General features: G+C 46.7%; 13 protein-coding genes and 1 other annotated feature. Of the genes, 7 read left to right on the top strand and 6 right to left on the bottom strand.

Translation table 11 applies throughout. The annotated features are described in order from the left end of the window. Nucleotides 1–345 precede the first annotated feature (345 nt). Nucleotides 346–2,919 carry an ATP-dependent chaperone ClpB gene (gene clpB, locus A3K86_RS08060; protein WP_068330361.1) on the bottom strand — a complete coding sequence of 858 codons (2,574 nt, stop codon included), beginning with the start codon at nt 2,917–2,919 and terminating at the stop codon, nt 346–348. 240 nt (nt 2,920–3,159) lie between these two features. Between clpB and A3K86_RS08055 the strand changes: the two genes are divergently transcribed. Next, nucleotides 3,160–3,531: a hypothetical protein gene (locus A3K86_RS08055; RefSeq protein ID WP_068330360.1), complete on the top strand. Its 372-nt coding sequence runs from the start codon at nt 3,160–3,162 to the stop codon at nt 3,529–3,531. A gap of 92 nt (nt 3,532–3,623) precedes the next feature. Here A3K86_RS08055 and pgeF read toward each other — a convergent pair whose 3' ends face one another. Further along, nucleotides 3,624–4,352, bottom strand: a complete 729-nt coding sequence (gene pgeF / locus A3K86_RS08050) for a peptidoglycan editing factor PgeF (RefSeq protein WP_068330363.1) — start codon at nt 4,350–4,352, stop codon at nt 3,624–3,626. A 49-nt stretch (nt 4,353–4,401) separates the two neighbouring features. Continuing rightward, complete coding sequence (gene rluD, locus A3K86_RS08045) at nt 4,402–5,376, bottom strand: 23S rRNA pseudouridine(1911/1915/1917) synthase RluD (protein ID WP_068330359.1); 975 nt, start codon at nt 5,374–5,376, stop codon at nt 4,402–4,404. A 138-nt stretch (nt 5,377–5,514) separates the two neighbouring features. Between rluD and bamD the strand changes: the two genes are divergently transcribed. The 3 genes from bamD to pheA all read left to right on the top strand — a co-directional run bounded on the left by bamD (nt 5,515) and on the right by pheA (nt 8,589). After that, entirely contained in the window at nt 5,515–6,240 is a 726-nt protein-coding gene (gene bamD / locus A3K86_RS08040) for an outer membrane protein assembly factor BamD (protein WP_068330357.1), read from the top strand. Between the two features lie 467 nt (nt 6,241–6,707). Continuing rightward, on the top strand, nt 6,708–7,049 hold the full coding sequence (hpf, locus tag A3K86_RS08035) for a ribosome hibernation-promoting factor, HPF/YfiA family (protein ID WP_068330354.1): 342 nt from the start codon (nt 6,708–6,710) through the stop codon (nt 7,047–7,049). 158 nt (nt 7,050–7,207) lie between these two features. Then, nucleotides 7,208–7,328: a sequence feature (Phe leader region), on the top strand. 91 nt (nt 7,329–7,419) lie between these two features. Next, complete coding sequence (gene pheA / locus A3K86_RS08030; protein WP_068330352.1) at nt 7,420–8,589, top strand: prephenate dehydratase; 1,170 nt, start codon at nt 7,420–7,422, stop codon at nt 8,587–8,589. A 64-nt stretch (nt 8,590–8,653) separates the two neighbouring features. Here the strand turns inward: pheA and A3K86_RS08025 are convergent, their stop codons facing one another. From A3K86_RS08025 to A3K86_RS08015, 3 genes are all read right to left on the bottom strand, one after another. Further along, the gene (locus A3K86_RS08025) at nt 8,654–9,355 is read right to left on the bottom strand and encodes a LipL32 family surface lipoprotein (protein WP_068330350.1); all 702 of its coding nucleotides are present in this window, start codon (nt 9,353–9,355) and stop codon (nt 8,654–8,656) included. 409 nt (nt 9,356–9,764) lie between these two features. Next, on the bottom strand, nt 9,765–10,892 hold the full coding sequence (gene tyrA / locus A3K86_RS08020; RefSeq protein WP_068330348.1) for a bifunctional chorismate mutase/prephenate dehydrogenase: 1,128 nt from the start codon (nt 10,890–10,892) through the stop codon (nt 9,765–9,767). A gap of 14 nt (nt 10,893–10,906) precedes the next feature. Further along, nucleotides 10,907–11,977: a 3-deoxy-7-phosphoheptulonate synthase gene (locus A3K86_RS08015; protein ID WP_068330346.1), complete on the bottom strand. Its 1,071-nt coding sequence runs from the start codon at nt 11,975–11,977 to the stop codon at nt 10,907–10,909. Nucleotides 11,978–12,237: 260 nt separating this feature from the next. Between A3K86_RS08015 and A3K86_RS08010 the strand changes: the two genes are divergently transcribed. The 3 genes from A3K86_RS08010 (at nt 12,238) to A3K86_RS08000 (ending at nt 16,527) form a co-directional block, all read left to right on the top strand. Continuing rightward, nucleotides 12,238–13,938 (top strand): sensor histidine kinase, encoded by a 1,701-nt coding sequence (locus tag A3K86_RS08010; RefSeq protein WP_068330344.1) that lies wholly within the window; start codon nt 12,238–12,240, stop codon nt 13,936–13,938. Next, a complete protein-coding gene (gene btsR, locus A3K86_RS08005) occupies nt 13,931–14,644 on the top strand; it encodes a two-component system response regulator BtsR (protein WP_068330342.1) in 714 nt (237 codons plus the stop codon). Before A3K86_RS08010 ends, btsR begins: the two co-directional genes overlap by 8 nt. A 404-nt stretch (nt 14,645–15,048) precedes the next feature. Further along, nucleotides 15,049–16,527 (top strand): carbon starvation CstA family protein, encoded by a 1,479-nt coding sequence (locus A3K86_RS08000; protein WP_068330340.1) that lies wholly within the window; start codon nt 15,049–15,051, stop codon nt 16,525–16,527. Nucleotides 16,528–16,553 lie beyond the last annotated feature (26 nt).

Below are 16,553 nucleotides of genomic sequence, written 5' to 3'. Positions count from 1 at the left end.
ACGAGTGCCCACACAGATTGCATGGTCAAATTGTTAAAGAACAAACTGACTTATCGTTGCTGGCTTAGCGCCTTGCTCCGTATCAGTGAGGACGCATTATAGAGATTCCGATCAGGTTGGCAAGCGCCAAATTGAAATAAATTCAACAAAACGCACCAACCGAACAAAGTTTAAACAAAAGCCGTATTTTTGATGCTTTTCCGTCATCCAAACTCGGTTTGGTTTGGCTTAATTGCTTCTTTTGTTCAGGACCCGTCATTAAAAAGCCACGAAGTATTCGCTTCGTGGCTCTGTTTCAGTCTGGGTTATGCCTCTCTATATAGATAGAAGCAACCCTAGTAACCATTATTGTTTCGCTGCGATATGCCCATCTTCAGCAACAATGCTTATCAACTTATTCGGCAGTAACTTACCCGATAAGATTTCTTGCGCTAATGGGTTTTCAATATGGTGTTGAATTGCACGTTTCAGAGGACGTGCCCCGTACACAGGATCAAATCCAGCTTCCGCAATCAAATTAAGCGCGCTCTCATCCAGTTCAAGACGATAATCTTTCTCTTCTAGGCGTTTGATCAAACGTGCCACCTGAATATTCGCAATATGCTTGATGTTGTCTTGACCTAATGGGTGGAATACCACGGTTTCATCAACACGGTTAATAAACTCAGGGCGGAAATGGTGCGCTACCACTTCAAGCACAGTATCTTTAATACCTGCGTAATCAAGCGAACCGAAGTTTTCCTGAATCCGATCAGAGCCTAGGTTGGAAGTCATGATGATAACACTATTGCGAAAATCAACTGTACGACCTTGGCCATCAGTTAGACGACCATCATCCAACACTTGCAGCAAGATATTGAACACATCTGGATGGGCTTTCTCAACTTCATCTAACAAGATCACCGAATAAGGACGACGACGTACCGCCTCTGTTAGGTAACCACCTTCTTCGTAACCGACATAACCCGGAGGCGCACCCACTAGGCGAGCGACCGAATGTTTTTCCATAAATTCGGACATATCGATCCGAACCATGTTGTCTTCACTATCAAACATAAAGTTTGCTAGTGATTTACACAGCTCAGTTTTACCAACCCCCGTTGGACCTAAGAATAAGAAGGAACCAATTGGGCGATTAGGATCAGACAAACCTGCCCGGCTACGACGAATGGCATTGGCAACAGCATCTACCGCTTCATTTTGACCTATAACACGTTTATGCAGCTCATCTTCCATTCGCAGCAACTTATCACGCTCACCCTCCAGCATTTTCGCTACCGGAATACCGGTTTGGCGCGATAATACCTCAGCGATTTCGGCATCCGTCACTTTATTACGCAGCAAACTCATTTCTTGCATTTCTGCTTGTGCCGCCAGATCTAACTGTTTTTCTAACTCAGGGATCTTGCCGTATTGCAGCTCAGACATCCGGTTAAGGTCGCCAGCACGACGCGCAATCTCCATATCCATTCGCGTTTGCTCAAGCTCAGCTTTTATATGCTGGGTGCCTGACAACGCTGCTTTTTCCGCTTTCCATACTTCTTCCAGCTCTGAGTATTCACGCTCTTTGCTGTCTAAATCGACCTGAAGATCGCTCAAGCGCTTTTGGCTCGCTTCATCGCTTTCTTTTGCTAACGCTTGCTGCTCAATTTTCAACTGGATGATCCGACGCTCTAATCTATCTAGCGATTCGGGCTTAGAGTCAATTTGCATCCGGATACTTGATGCGGCTTCATCAATAAGATCAATGGCTTTGTCAGGTAGCTGGCGATCTGAAACATAACGATGCGATAAGCGCGCAGCAGCAACAATCGCAGGATCGGTGATTTCCACATGGTGGTGAAGTTCATAGCGCTCTTTCAGACCACGTAAGATCGCCACGGTATCTTCTACTGTTGGTTCATCCACCAGCACTTTTTGGAAACGTCGCTCAAGCGCAGCATCTTTTTCAATATACTGACGATATTCATCTAGCGTGGTAGCACCAACACAGTGAAGCTCACCACGAGCCAATGCCGGTTTTAGCATATTACCAGCATCCATCGAGCCTTCGCCTTTACCTGCGCCAACCATGGTATGTAGCTCATCAATAAAGAGGATCACGCTGCCCTCTTCTTGTGATAGCTCGTTTAACACCGCTTTTAAACGCTCTTCAAACTCACCACGGTATTTAGCACCCGCAATCAACGCCCCCATGTCTAATGACAATACGCGCTTATTACGTAAACCTTCTGGCACTTCACCATTTACAATACGCTGAGCGAGCCCTTCCACTATTGCTGTCTTACCAACACCTGGCTCACCGATGATCACAGGGTTATTTTTAGTTCGGCGCTGCAAAACTTGGATGGTGCGACGAATTTCGTCATCACGACCAATCACAGGATCAAGTTTGCCTTGTTCCGCACGCTCGGTAAGGTCGATGGTGAACTTCTCTAATGCCTGACGATTCTCTTCGGCATTAGGATCATCAATATTTTGACCGCCGCGTACTTTATCGATCGCTTGCTCGACTTTTTCCGCAGTCAGCCCTAATTCTTTCAACAGTTGACCCAAAGAACCTTTGTCATCAACGGCTGCAAGAATGAATAATTCGGAAGAAATGTATTTGTCTTTACGCTTTTGCGCCAACTTGTCACACATGTTGAACAACATGCCCATGCCATGGGACAACTGAACATCGCCGCCAATACCCGTTACTTTCGGTAACTTATCGAGTAGCTCTGACAAGCGTGAGCGTAATTGAGTCGTGTCCACATCTAACATGGTCAGCAGCGGACGAATCGTGCTGCCATCTTGGTTCAACAATGCCAACATCAAGTGAGCGGGCTCGATATACTGGTGGTCTCGCCCTAGTGCTAGCGATTGCCCGTCAGATATCGCCATTTGAAATTTACTGGTAAATCGGTCAAGACGCATAAGTCCTCCCATATCGATATTATTTCTCACTAATAGATATGGAGTTAGCTTCACAAAAAATCAACGGACAGCAGATCAGATTCTTTATTTCCTATCTACCCGTGCAACGTCTCAGTCAAATCTTTCACTAATTGCGACAACCTCGACACTTTTAATGGAATGGCATACCAAATATTGACAAACGAATAACGTATGCCATACCATTTAAACCATACAACGTCCCATAACGAGGAAACCATTATGTTTAAGCAACGCCTAACTACCTTCGCTGTTGTCATTGCGGCTCTCACCGCTTCTACTCAAGTTATGGCACAACGCGACATTCAAGAACGCCGTCAGGAAGCACGCCAAGAAGCGCGTATCGAATCTCGTACTGAAGCGCGTATTGAAAACCGTCACGATAATTTCAATTCTTCGTCTAACGTGGTGATTATTCAAAATGCGATGCTACGTACAGTGAGCTATAACGGTGTTGTCTTACTGCACGATACCGTCAACCAGCGTTTCTACCGTGCAATCGATAATGGCTACCAGCTTTACCAAGTACCTTATGGTGCAAATGTGGTTGAGCTATCAAAAGCCAACCCAATGAATATCACTATCATTAACTAAGTTAGGTTAATGCGACTGAGCGATAGAAAAAAAGCCCCGCAACTCAATGAGTGCGGGGCTTTTTCATCTAATAAGATCGACTTTTCGTTTGGTTATTCCAACCAAATCAAACTGGCTTGGCGGCCTGTTACACCATCTCGACGGTAAGAAAAGAAGGTATCGCCTTCTGTGACCGTACAATGTTGCCCACCAAAGATGTCAGAAATACCGCTATGGCGCAGTCGCTGACGAGCTAGCTCATATATATCTGCTAGCCACTTTTCTCCTCGAGGCACGAATGCGGATTCCGCTTGCGGTAACACCATCATAAATTGTTGACGGACTTCACCGCCGACTTCAAATTCTGATGGCCCAATAGCGGGTCCTAGCCAAGCCAAAATATCTTCCGGCGGCACGTTAAACTGAGCAATCGCTTGTTCAACAATACCATCAACCAAACCACGCCATCCGGCATGCACCGCTGCCACTTGCGTACCCGCTTTATCGCAAAGTAAAACAGGTAAACAATCAGCCGTCATCACACTGCATGCCAAACCGCGAACTTGCGTATAGCTACCGTCTGCATCTGGAACCGTCTGCAAAGGTGCGCGCAAGTTCAATACAGTGGTGCTATGCGTTTGATTTAACCAAGCCGGAGCAACTGGCAGCGACAACATTTGTTGAAGTTGATCACGATGACCTTGTACTCGTTCAGCCTCATCGCCTACGTGAAGCCCTAAATTAAAGCCACGATAAGGCGACAAGCTCTGCCCACCTAACCGCGTAGTGCTTATCGCTTTCACATTCGCAGGTGCAGGCCAATCTGGAATAATTGGGGTCATCATGCTGTTCCAACTCCTTTTGCACCACCAGCGTTATGCCGGAGTACGATTAATATTCGTCTTCCGCGTTTTCAGTTCGGTCGGTACGAAGGATTTCGATCATCGCCACCATGTCGTTTGGTAGCGGCGCATGCCACTCCATTACTTCACCTGTGATTGGGTGAGCAAGACGCAACATGCGTGCGTGTAGAGCCTGACGGTCAAACGCACGTAGCGCTTGGATCAACTCATCCGACGCATGACGCGGCGGACGAGGACGACCACCGTAAATCGCATCACCAATCAAAGGATGAGACAAGTAAGACATGTGAACACGGATTTGGTGGGTACGACCCGTTTCAAGGCGCAGAACCAAACGCGTATGCTCACGGAAGTGCTCAGCAACACGGTAGTGGGTAATAGCCGGTTTACCTAACTCGTGTACCGCCATACAAATACGCTTAGTAGCATGACGACCGATTGGTTTCTCAATGGTGCCACCACCTGTCATCTTACCCATGGCAATCGCTTCGTATTCACGGGTGATCTTACGTTTTTGTAGCGCACGTACTAGGCGTGTTTGAGCCTGAATCGTTTTTGCAACAACCATCAAACCTGTGGTGTCTTTATCGAGACGGTGCACAATACCCGCACGCGGCACTTCCGCCAGCGATGGGCAATGGTGTAGTAGTGCATTTAGCACAGTACCATCGGGTGTACCCGCACCTGGGTGTACCACGAAATCACGCGGCTTGTTGATCACGATAATGTCGTCATCTTCGTACACAATATTCAATGGAATATCTTGAGCAACCCAACGAACTTCATCTTCGATTTCAGCTTTTACTTGAAGGGCTTCACCGCCCATCATTTTCGTACGTGGTTTATCAACAACTTCACCCTCAACCGATACCATGCCGTTGAGGATCCATTCTTTAATGCGAGAGCGAGAGTAATCTGGATATAATTCTGCAATTACCTGATCCAGTCGTTTGCCTAGCTGGCTCTCATTTACTGTATTTGTTAACTCTATTTGCTGTGCCATAGCGAACTTTTTCAAAAAGCGTGGGACTAAATGCCAAACGCTGAGTAAAATAACCTAATAGTGTCATTGTATCTGTTAACGGCTCTCACCGTAATGGATCACAGAAATAAAATTTTTATCAAGGAAACTGACGCCGTAATGAAACGCCTGACTCTCACAGCGATTCTTGCCGTAGCTCTACTTTCAGGGTGTTCAAGCACTGAGGAAGTTGTGCCAGATGTGCCACCATCAGAGCTGTATGCCACAGCCCAGCAAGCCCTACAAAATGGTAGCTGGACAAAAGCAATCGAACGTCTAGAAACGCTCGACTCACGCTACCCATTCGGTGCCTACTCTGAGCAAGTACAGCTGGATTTGATCTACGCCTACTACAAAAACGACGATCTTGCGCTAGGTGAAGCGACGATTGACCGCTTTAACCGCTTAAACCCAGTACACGAGAAAACTGACTGGGTAATGTACATGCGTGGTTTGACCCACATGGCCCAAGACCGCAGCTTCATGCACGATCTGTTTAGTGTTGACCGTCACGATCGCGATCCAGTACCAGCTCGTACCGCTTTTCGTGATTTCAAGCGCCTACTTGAGCGTTTCCCGAATAGCCAATACGCAGCCGATGCCAAAGCGCGTATGATTTTCTTGAAAAACCGCTTAGCGGATTACGACCTTGCTACCGCAGACTTCTATGTTCGTCGTGAAGCTTGGGTTGCCGCAGTGAACCGCTGTCAGCAAATTCAACGTCTGTACCCAGATACTGAAGCAGCACGCAAATCGTTAGATCTCATGCTAACCGCCTATGAAGCGCTTGGTCTTCAAGAGCCGATTGAAAATACCAAAAAGCTAATTGCGCTAAATCCAATCTAGGGTGAAGCAAAAATAACAAACAACAAAAAACGGCAGCCATCGTTATGGCTGCCGTTTTTCTATATTCATCGGTTGGCATTACAAATTCAAAGACCACACAACAGCAAGTCAATACCAAGAGTCGAAAAGTTACTTCGTGGTAATGGCTCGGCCCCCTGCACTGGCTTCAAAACATATTCAGCGTGTTTTTGGAAGCGGTTAAATTTAACACAACCATTTGTTTGTAATCGAAAAAAGTCCCTAGTCAGCACCAGCCGCTAGCGTTTTATCTTCCTTCATACTGCCCCAAGTTAAAGACATTAAACAAGCTTTTTCTTGATACTTTTTTACAACAAAACCGAACTGATCACAGAATTATTCTGGCGAAATTCAAAAAAAACGAAGCGTGATGCAAATCACATTATTACTGGCTCATTTTAGTAATCTGAATTCAACCCAACGAAGGGTAGCAATAGAGGAAAAACATTATGACAGTAGAAATCACCGGCAAAAACCTAGATGTCACCCCTGCTATCCGTGAGAGAATTGAATTTAAGTTCAATAAATTAGACAAGTACCAAGTACCGCTAATTAATAAACACGCAGTGATCAGTACAGAGCCGAACCGTCAATTTAAAGTAGAAGCATCTGCTGCAATTCCTGGAGGTAATATTGTCGCCTCAGCAGAGCACGACGACATGTACGGCGCGATCACCGAGGTGTATCAAAAGCTCGAACGTCAACTGAACAAACAAACGCACAAGCCGTCGGCGCGCCGTGCTAGCCACAGCAACAAGCCAGAACTTGTCGAAGAAGAAAACGACGCATAAGTAAGCTAAAAGAGGATTCCATAACAAGCCCCGCCCAGTGCGGGGCTTGTTGTTATTAACCCTCGGATTCTGGCTTGACAACCTTTTCTAACCGCAATATTGTGAAAGGCACAATATCATTACTTATTAGTAACAAATTCGAGCGACTAACCTGACATGCCAAAACAACCACTGTTCTTCTTTACTTTCTTTTTTATGTCACCCTAGTGGAGGCTATTCGTTGCGTGAGAAAGAAAATAAAGACGAATAGGAAGCCTCCCATCAGGGGGGCTTTTTCGTATTCGGCACAAATAAACCGAATCAATGCTATTAATTCAAACAATCTACAACGGCTTAGTGATACTAGCTTGACGCGATAACAGGGATAACTATGACAGACAAACAGTATTCATTGGACGATATTCGCAAGAATGTCAGTCGTATCGATAACGAACTTCTTAAACTCTTGGCTGAGCGTCGTCAGCTAAGCCTTGAGGTCGCGAAAAGTAAAATTGAAACAGCGAAGCCAGTACGCGATTTAGCCCGAGAGCACGACCTACTGCTGCGCTTGGTCAATACCGGACAAGAACTCCAGCTCGATCCTCAATACGTTACCCAAATCTTTCATACCATCATTGAAGATTCTGTGCTGTACCAACAAGCCTATCTGCAAAAGCTGGCGAACCCTGACAGCTTACAACCTGTTGCTCGCGTGTCTTTCTTGGGTGCAAAAGGCTCGTACTCTCACCTTGCTAGCCGTAACTACTTCAGCAAAAAGCAAACCAAGCTGATTGAAATGAGCTGCTCGACCTTTCGTGACGTGCTAAGTACGGTAGAAACAGGCAATGCCGACTATGGCGTTCTTCCTATCGAAAACACCAGTTCAGGATCTATCAATGAAGTATATGACTTGCTGCAACACACCAGCTTATCGATTGTGGGTGAAATCACGCAGCCAATTGAACACAGTCTATTAGTCGCGAAAGAAGCCCCGTTAGAACAAATCACGACACTCTACTCTCACCCGCAGCCACATCAGCAATGCAGTGAATTCCTTCACGCAATGGGGGACATTAAGCAAGAGTATTGCTCAAGTACGGCTGAAGCGATGCAGAAAGTCGCAGAACTTAACCGTGATGATATTGCCGCTATTGGTAATGCATCCAGCGGTGAGATTTACGGTCTAACAGCAGTAAGAACAGGGATCGCAAATCAGCACGAAAACTACACCCGCTTTATTGTCGTGGCACGTAAGCCTGTAGATGTGACCTCGTTAATTCCAGCCAAAACCACACTGATCATGTCCACTGCGCAAAAAGCAGGTTCGTTGGTTGAGTGTTTAGTCGTACTGCGTAACCTCAATATCAATATGACCAAACTAGAGTCGCGCCCGGTGATCGGCAATCCGTGGGAAGAGATGTTCTACATTGATGTTGAGCAAAACCTGAAATCAGAAGTGATGCAAAGCGCGTTAGAAGAGTTAACCCGCCTTACCCGCTTTATTAAGGTACTGGGGTGTTATCCGAGTGAGAATGTTACTCCTGTCGATGTAGAGTTCTGATTTTCTCTACTAGTACAAACACAAAGGGAGCCGAGGCTCCCTTTGTTAATCTGGCTCGCAAAGCTTAGTTCACCATCTTGTGTAGCTCAGACAGCGAAGTCGACATCTTCACGCCTGGAATATTGGTCCCCACAGTCGCGACAAACGAACCACCAACATTACCTCGTTTATAAGTCGTGAATACCACGCGGTACAAACCACGAGTTAACGCTTTTTGCGGCTTATTCGCTTGTGTTTTAATACGCACTAACGAGTTATATTTTGCGTGACGCTCTTCTTCGTAAGTATCATCACCATCATCGTCTTTATCTAAGACACTAAACACCTTGTTGGCTTTTTTGATTTTCTCAGGTGAGAACACATTCATACGCTCAACACGGATCCATGTATCAAACCACTTTTCGCTGTCTTTTTTCAGCTTGCCCTCATAGCCTTTTTGCACAAAATCTTCTTTGCTTGGCTCAGCTAAATTCCCCACCGGTGAAATCATGCGTACACCAAGCTCATCCAGTGCCGCTGGTACCCACATATACAAGTAGTAAGCATCTTTGCCGTTTACTTTGGCCGACGGCTTAGAGTCTTTATCGATATAACCAAAGTAGTTCACGCTATTAGCGTAAGGGATCGCCACTGAAGCTATCCCCACGCCTTCTGAACGACTCGACGTTAAGCTTGGCAGGCTATCGCCCGTTAAACTGCTAAAGCTAAACGCAAAGGCTGATGAACTGCAAAAGAGTAATGCGCCAACTAATGTTTTTAATTTCATGTCTACATCCATGTGTTACCACGCTATGGCTTTAGCTCCTCAAATCGGAATAACCAAAAGCAAACGTGGCTTTAAGTCTAATGAGCGCACCAGCATAAAAACTGATTGAGTCATGCCTAGCCTTAGATACAAACACGTGGGGACAACCCGCAAATAAAATCGCCCATTACCCAACACACATGATTTCGTGGAATTGATGCCACAAAATGCATTATCGAAATCGCAGGTAATAAAAAAGCGAGAGTGTTATCACTCTCGCTTCATTTACAGTCATTAGCTTCTTAGCAGTTTATAAAACGGGATAGTTCAAGCAATCTTTATCGAGCCAGATATCAAACCACAGCTCGTTAAACCATCGCCTATCGATAGCATTTATCGATCAGTCATCACCGTTGTTGGTTGCTATGCGCTATTTTCGGTGAGTTGAATCGTTCGCCTGTCTAAGTAATCCCTGGCTCTCGGTTAAAAAATGCTGAGCATAGTCACCAAACCAATTCTCCACCTGATCAAATGCCTGCATGAACGCCGCTTTATCTTGGCTTTCCAGCATACTGATCGCTTCACCAAAACGTTGGTGGAAACGCTTGATCATCGCCAAATTCTGCGGTGCCGACATAATAATATCAGCGTATAGCTGCGCATCCTGTGCAAACAAACGTCCAACCATGGCGAGTTCCAAGCGATAGATTGGCGAGCTCAGTGACAATAGCTGATCCAAGCGTGGGTCTTCTTCCGCCAAATGCACCCCATACACAAACGAAGTAAAGTGGCGTAGCGCTTGGATCAAGGTCATCCCCTGATCGTGTTCAATCGCACTAATGCGGTTGAGTGACGCGCCCCAGATCTGGAACTGCTCCAGTAGCCACTGGTATTCTTCTGGATTGCGACCATCACAGTACACAATCACCTGCTTAGCCAAACTTGGAATATCTGGACCAAACATTGGGTGTAGACCAATCACTGGCCCTTTGTGCACTTCCAACATAGCCTGCAGCGGACCACTTTTCACCGAGGTAAGATCCGCCAATATACAATCAGCAGGAAGATCCGTTAATTTGGCAATCACTTGTTCTGTGATATTAATTGGCACAGTGACCACCACCATACCAGCATCGACCAATAGCTCATCGGCACGATCCCACTCATCACGCCCCAGTTTACGTACCTGATAGCCCGACAATTCAAACAGACGGCAAAATAAGCCGCCAAGTTGACCATGACCACCCACGACCACAATCGGGCGTAGCTCTGGCTTCAAGCACTTAAAGCCTGAATCATTTTCACTGGAGTACGATTCACGCATCGTACGACGTAAGATGTCTTCAATCAGATCAGGTGGTACACCTTGGCTTTGTGCCTCTTCACGACGCGACGCTAGCATCGCCGCTTCGCGGTCTGGGGCATAAATCGGTAGTCCGTGCTGACTTTTTACGTGACCAACGTCTTCTACTAATGACAGACGGCGCGCCAACAGCGCTACCATCTGGCGATCAACCTCATCGATTTGATCTCTTAATTTGCTCAGTTCAGCAACCATGACCTGTTTCCGTATTATTGATTACGTTCTTGCAAAAACGGGACTAACTCTTTGTGCGCATGGCGAAGTAGCGACTCTGTGCTCTGCCAATTAATACAAGCATCGGTAATTGATACCCCGTATGCCATCTCTTCACGCGGCAAATCCGCGCTCTGATTGCCTTCATTAAGATGACTTTCCAGCATCAAGCCGATAATTGATTGGTTACCTTCGCGGATTTGGTGGATCACATCCTCAGCCACCAGCGGTTGACGACGGTAATCTTTACGCGAGTTAGCGTGGCTACAGTCTACCATCAAGGATGGCGAAAGACCTGCCGCGACCATCTCGTTTTCACACTCGGTGACGGATACCGAGTCATAATTGGTTTGTTTACCACCACGTAGAATCACATGACCGTCAGGATTACCCTGAGTATTAAGCAAAGCTACCTGACCTTGACGGTTGATCCCCATAAAACGGTGACCTGAAGCCGCGGCTTGCATCGCATTGATCGAGGTACCCAAACTACCGTCAGTTCCATTCTTAAAACCCACCGGCATCGACAAGCCACTTGCCATTTCACGGTGAGTTTGCGATTCCGTGGTACGGGCACCAATCGCCGCCCAACTGAACAAATCGCCAATGTATTGTGGGCTGATCGGGTCAAGCGCTTCGGTTGCCAGCGGGCTCCCCATTTCCACCAAATCAATCAGCAATTGGCGAGCAATATGCAGCCCTTCTTCAACTTCAAAAGAGCCATCTAGGTGCGGGTCGTTAATCAGCCCTTTCCATCCCACCGTTGTACGTGGCTTTTCAAAGTACACTCGCATCACGATGTAGAGCTGATCATCGAGCTCCTGCGACAGGGCTTTTAATTTTTGTGCATAGGCTTTAGCTGCATCAATATCGTGGATTGAACATGGACCACAGACCACCAATAAGCGGTGATCTCGCTTATGAATAATGTCGGCAATGGTTTTACGCGATTGCTGAATAAACGCTAATGCCGATTCACTCACAGGAAGCTTTTGTTTGAGCTGATCTGGCGTAATCAGCACTTGTTCATCTTGAATATGAATATTATTGAGTTGGTCTTTGTGCATTTGGGCTTCCCTGTAAATCTGCTGCAATGGTCAATACGACAATGAAATAGCATTCATCAATAAACGAATAAAATCAGATGCACCATTCGCGATGCCTGTTGGATCACATTAGCAAGGCTTTTCCCGCCTTGGCAACCCACTGTAAAGATTAATTACCAACCGTAAATATTAATTTACACACAAAGAAAGATTGAGCCTAACCAGCATTACTCAGTACCATGTCATTTCATCACTTTTCGATACCGATTTTGGACACCACCATGGAACTGATTTTCTCATTACTGCAACAGCTCAGTGTCTATCTGGTGATAGCTTATCTGCTTAGCAAAACCCCACTATTCATGCCAATCACGACCGTGTCTGGCCGTTGGTCGCAGCGCCTCTCTTGCTATGTACTGTTCTCGCTATTCTGTATTTTAGGTACTTACTTTGGTTTAAATATAGAAGATGCTATCGCTAACACGCGCGCCATTGGTGCTGTGATGGGCGGCTTATTGGGCGGTCCTGTGGTTGGCTTTGCCGTGGGATTAACAGGTGGGCTTCACCGTTACTCAATGGGAGGCTTTACCGATGTCGCGTGCGCCATTTCCACCACCATGGAAGGCTTAATGGGTGGCTTGCTGCACCTGTATTTAGTGCGAACCCGTCAGATCGAGCAGCTGTTCAAACCTGCCATTGTTTTTACGATCACCCTATTTGCCGAAATCGTCCAGATGCTGATCATCTTACTGGTGGCAAAACCATTCGACCAAGCTTTGCACTTGGTCAGCGCGATTGCCCTACCAATGGTGATCGCGAACTCACTCGGTGCAGCAATGTTCATGAGTATCATCCAAGATCGTAAAACCATTTACGAAAAATACTCTGCCGCCTTTTCTAGTCGAGCACTAAAAATCGCCCAGCGCTCGGTAGGGATCTTGAGCCAAGGCTTTAACAAGGAAAACTCCAAGCAAATTGCCCAAATCGTGTATGAAGAAACTGGGGTTGGCGCTGTCGCAATCACCGACCGCAATAAGATTTTGGCTTTCATTGGTATTGGCGACGACCACCACTTGCCAGATACCCCGATCTCATCGGGTTATACGCGTCGTGCGATTGATAACTGCGAGCTGGTCTACGCCGATGGTTACGATATTCCTTATTGCTGCTCGCTCCATGAAAAGTGCAAACTGGGGTCAGCTTTGGTGATCCCACTCGTTGGCGGTAATAACGAAGTGCTGGGAACCATCAAGTTATACGAACCGAAGCGAAAGCTGTTCTCAACCGTCAATGTCACCTTAGGTGAAGGGATCGCTAAACTGCTCTCCAACCAGATCTTAACGGGGCGCTTTGTTCAGCAACAAACCCTGCTTACCCAAGCGGAACTGCGCCTGCTGCAAGCCCAAGTGAACCCGCACTTTCTGTTCAATGCCCTTAATACGATTAACGCGGTGATCCGTCGTGACCCAGACAAAGCCCGTCAGTTGATCCAGCATCTGTCGCAGTTTTTCCGTCGCAACCTCAAGCAAAACATTGAAACCGTGTCGCTGGAAGAAGAGCTACAACACGTTAATGCCTATCTCGAAATTGAACTGGCTCGTTTTTCCGATCGCTTGAGTGTCACCGTCGAGGTACCCGAGCAACTACTTAGCTTAAAATTGCCGACTTTTACGCTGCAACCTTTGGTTGAAAATGCCATCAAGCACGGCACTTCAAATCTGCTTGAGAATGGTATCATTCATATCAAAGGGCAAGTCGATCACGATGCTGTTCGCTTGGTGGTCGAAGACAACGCTGGCAGCTACCAACCTGTCGGTGAAGAAAGTGGGCTAGGAATGAAAATCGTCGATAAGCGATTGAAAAATATGTTCGGAAAACAGTTCGGGCTTCATATGCACTGTGAACCAGAACACCGTACCCAAGCTACCATTACCCTACCTGTATCCTCAGTGTCACCAACGGAGAATCCTGCGCATGCTTAAAGCACTGGTTATTGACGACGAACTGTATGCCCGTGAGGAGCTGATTGATCTTCTTAACGAGACCGGCGAAGTGGACGTGATCGACAGCTGCCACAACGCCATTGAAGGGCTCAAGAAAATCAACACGCTCAAGCCTGATGTGATTTTCCTTGATATCCAGATGCCGCAAATCACTGGAATTGAGATGCTGAGCATGCTAGACCCAGAAACCATGCCCAAAGTGGTGTTTGTCACCGCTTACGATGAGTACGCACTCAAAGCGTTTGAAGACAATGCCTTCGATTACTTGCTCAAACCCGTTGAAACCGCAAGGCTGAATAAAACCATTGCTCGCCTCAAGCGTGAATGTGCCCCGAGCGACTACTCACCGGTCACCCACGAGATGTTGGAATTGATCCCTTGTTGTGGGCACAACCGCATTATCTTGCTCCGCCCCGATGAGATTGAAACCGCGTATTCGGATTTATCCGGGGTACACGTACTAACCCAAGATAGCCAAGCCACCACTCAGCTCACTCTCAAGGTGTTAGAAGAAAAAACGCCGTTGATCCGCTGTCATCGCCAGTACCTGATCCACCCGCAGGCAATTCGCGAAATCAAACTACTGGAAAATGGATTAGCTGAAATCACGACCTTACATGGCGCTCAAGTACCAGTCAGCCGTCGCTACTTAAAAGAGCTCAAAGACAGATACGGCCTTGGGTGATCTTATTCACTACGAGCATGGCAATATGAGGCTCAGAAACACGATAATTGAGCCACTATTATTTCACCGTAATGGCTGTTTGTGGGGCACCTCACAATACAGCCACAAGGCGCTTTTTCTGTCTGTGTATCCCGCTTTTTACTGCAGATAAAACAAACTTTCTCGCCCTTTCAGCAATAAGCATTTAGCTTTCAATCGGTTGGATAATTCTTCACGATAAATACGGCTTTTATGCCCCTTTCTCTCACCGAGGAAGCGTCAAAACCTCGCTAACCATTCAGCCAGTATATCGACCACTCACCACGATATATAACCACTCAAGGTTTTAGCCCGTGCATCCCAGCACCTGCAGCGTAACATGGCACCGTATCAACAAGCCCCCAATAACACAGCGAGAAAACAAAATGACTTGGTTCTTACTCTGCGTTGGCGCCCTGATTGGAGGATACTTCCTCTACGGCGCATTCATTGAAAAAGTATTTGGTGTAAATGAAAAGCGCCAAACTCCGGCATATACCAAAACGGACGGTGTTGACTATGTGCCAATGTCGACTAAAAAAGTGTACCTAGTACAACTGCTAAATATCGCAGGTGTTGGTCCTATTTTTGGTCCTATCATGGGGGCATTGTATGGTCCGGCAGCAATGCTGTGGATTGTACTTGGCTGTATCTTCGCAGGCGCAGTACACGATTACTTCTCGGGTATGCTGTCGGTACGTAACGGCGGTGCATCCGTGCCAACCCTGACCGGTCGCTACCTAGGCAACGGTGCAAAACACTTTATGAATATTTTTGCTATCGTACTGTTGCTATTGGTGGGTGTGGTGTTTGTATCAGCACCAGCAGGCATGATCACTAACCTTGTTAACGAGCAAACTAACATCGGGATGTCGATGACCACTATGGTAGTCGTCATTTTTGCTTACTACATCATCGCGACCATTGTGCCAGTCGATAAAATCATTGGCCGCTTTTACCCACTGTTTGGTGCCCTACTGATCTTCATGTCTGTCGGTCTGATCACCGCTATCGCACTGTCTAGCGAACACACGCTACTGGGCGATTACGAAATGAGCCAGATGTTCACTAACATGAACCCGAACGATCTCCCACTGTGGCCTGCGCTATTCATCACTATCGCTTGTGGTGCTATCTCTGGCTTCCACGCCACTCAATCACCTTTGATGGCGCGTTGTGTTGAGAATGAAAAAAATGGTCGCTTCGTATTTTACGGTGCGATGATTGGTGAAGGCATCATCGCCCTGATCTGGTGTGCACTCGCGCTGTCTTTCTTCGGCTCAGTAGAATCACTTGCAGAAGCGGTGAAAAATGGTGGCCCAGGTAGCGTGGTTTACAACTCATCTATCGGTCTACTGGGTGTTGTAGGTGGTGTAGTTGCTTTCTTGGGTGTGGTTATCCTACCTATCACATCAGGCGATACCGCTTTCCGCTCAAGCCGTTTGATCCTAGCTGAATACTTCAACATGGAGCAAAAAACGCTACGCAATCGCCTACTAATGGCACTGCCACTGTTCGTATTAGGTGGTGTGCTAACTCAAGTCGATTTCGGCATCATCTGGCGTTACTTCGGCTTTGCTAACCAATCAACAGCGGTAATGATGCTATGGACTGCATCTGCTTACCTACTCCGTCATAACAAGCTACACTGGGTAACCACGGTGCCAGCTATCTTCATGACTACAGTATGTATCACCTTCATTCTTAGCAACGCCCAACTTGGCTTTGGCCTGCCAATGACGGTGTCAACAATCGTAGGTATCATCAGCAGCTTGGCGATCACTACCATTGTTATTAAGAAGTCCAAAGGTAAAGGTGAAACCGACCTTGCGGACGAAGAAGACGGTAAGCTAGAAACCGTATAACCAAACTTAGTTCTCCCGTTCCCATA

The organism is Photobacterium jeanii (genome assembly GCF_001650345.1).
Lineage (GTDB): Bacteria > Pseudomonadota > Gammaproteobacteria > Enterobacterales > Vibrionaceae > Photobacterium > Photobacterium jeanii.
This window is presented reverse-complemented; position numbering and strand designations above follow the sequence as displayed.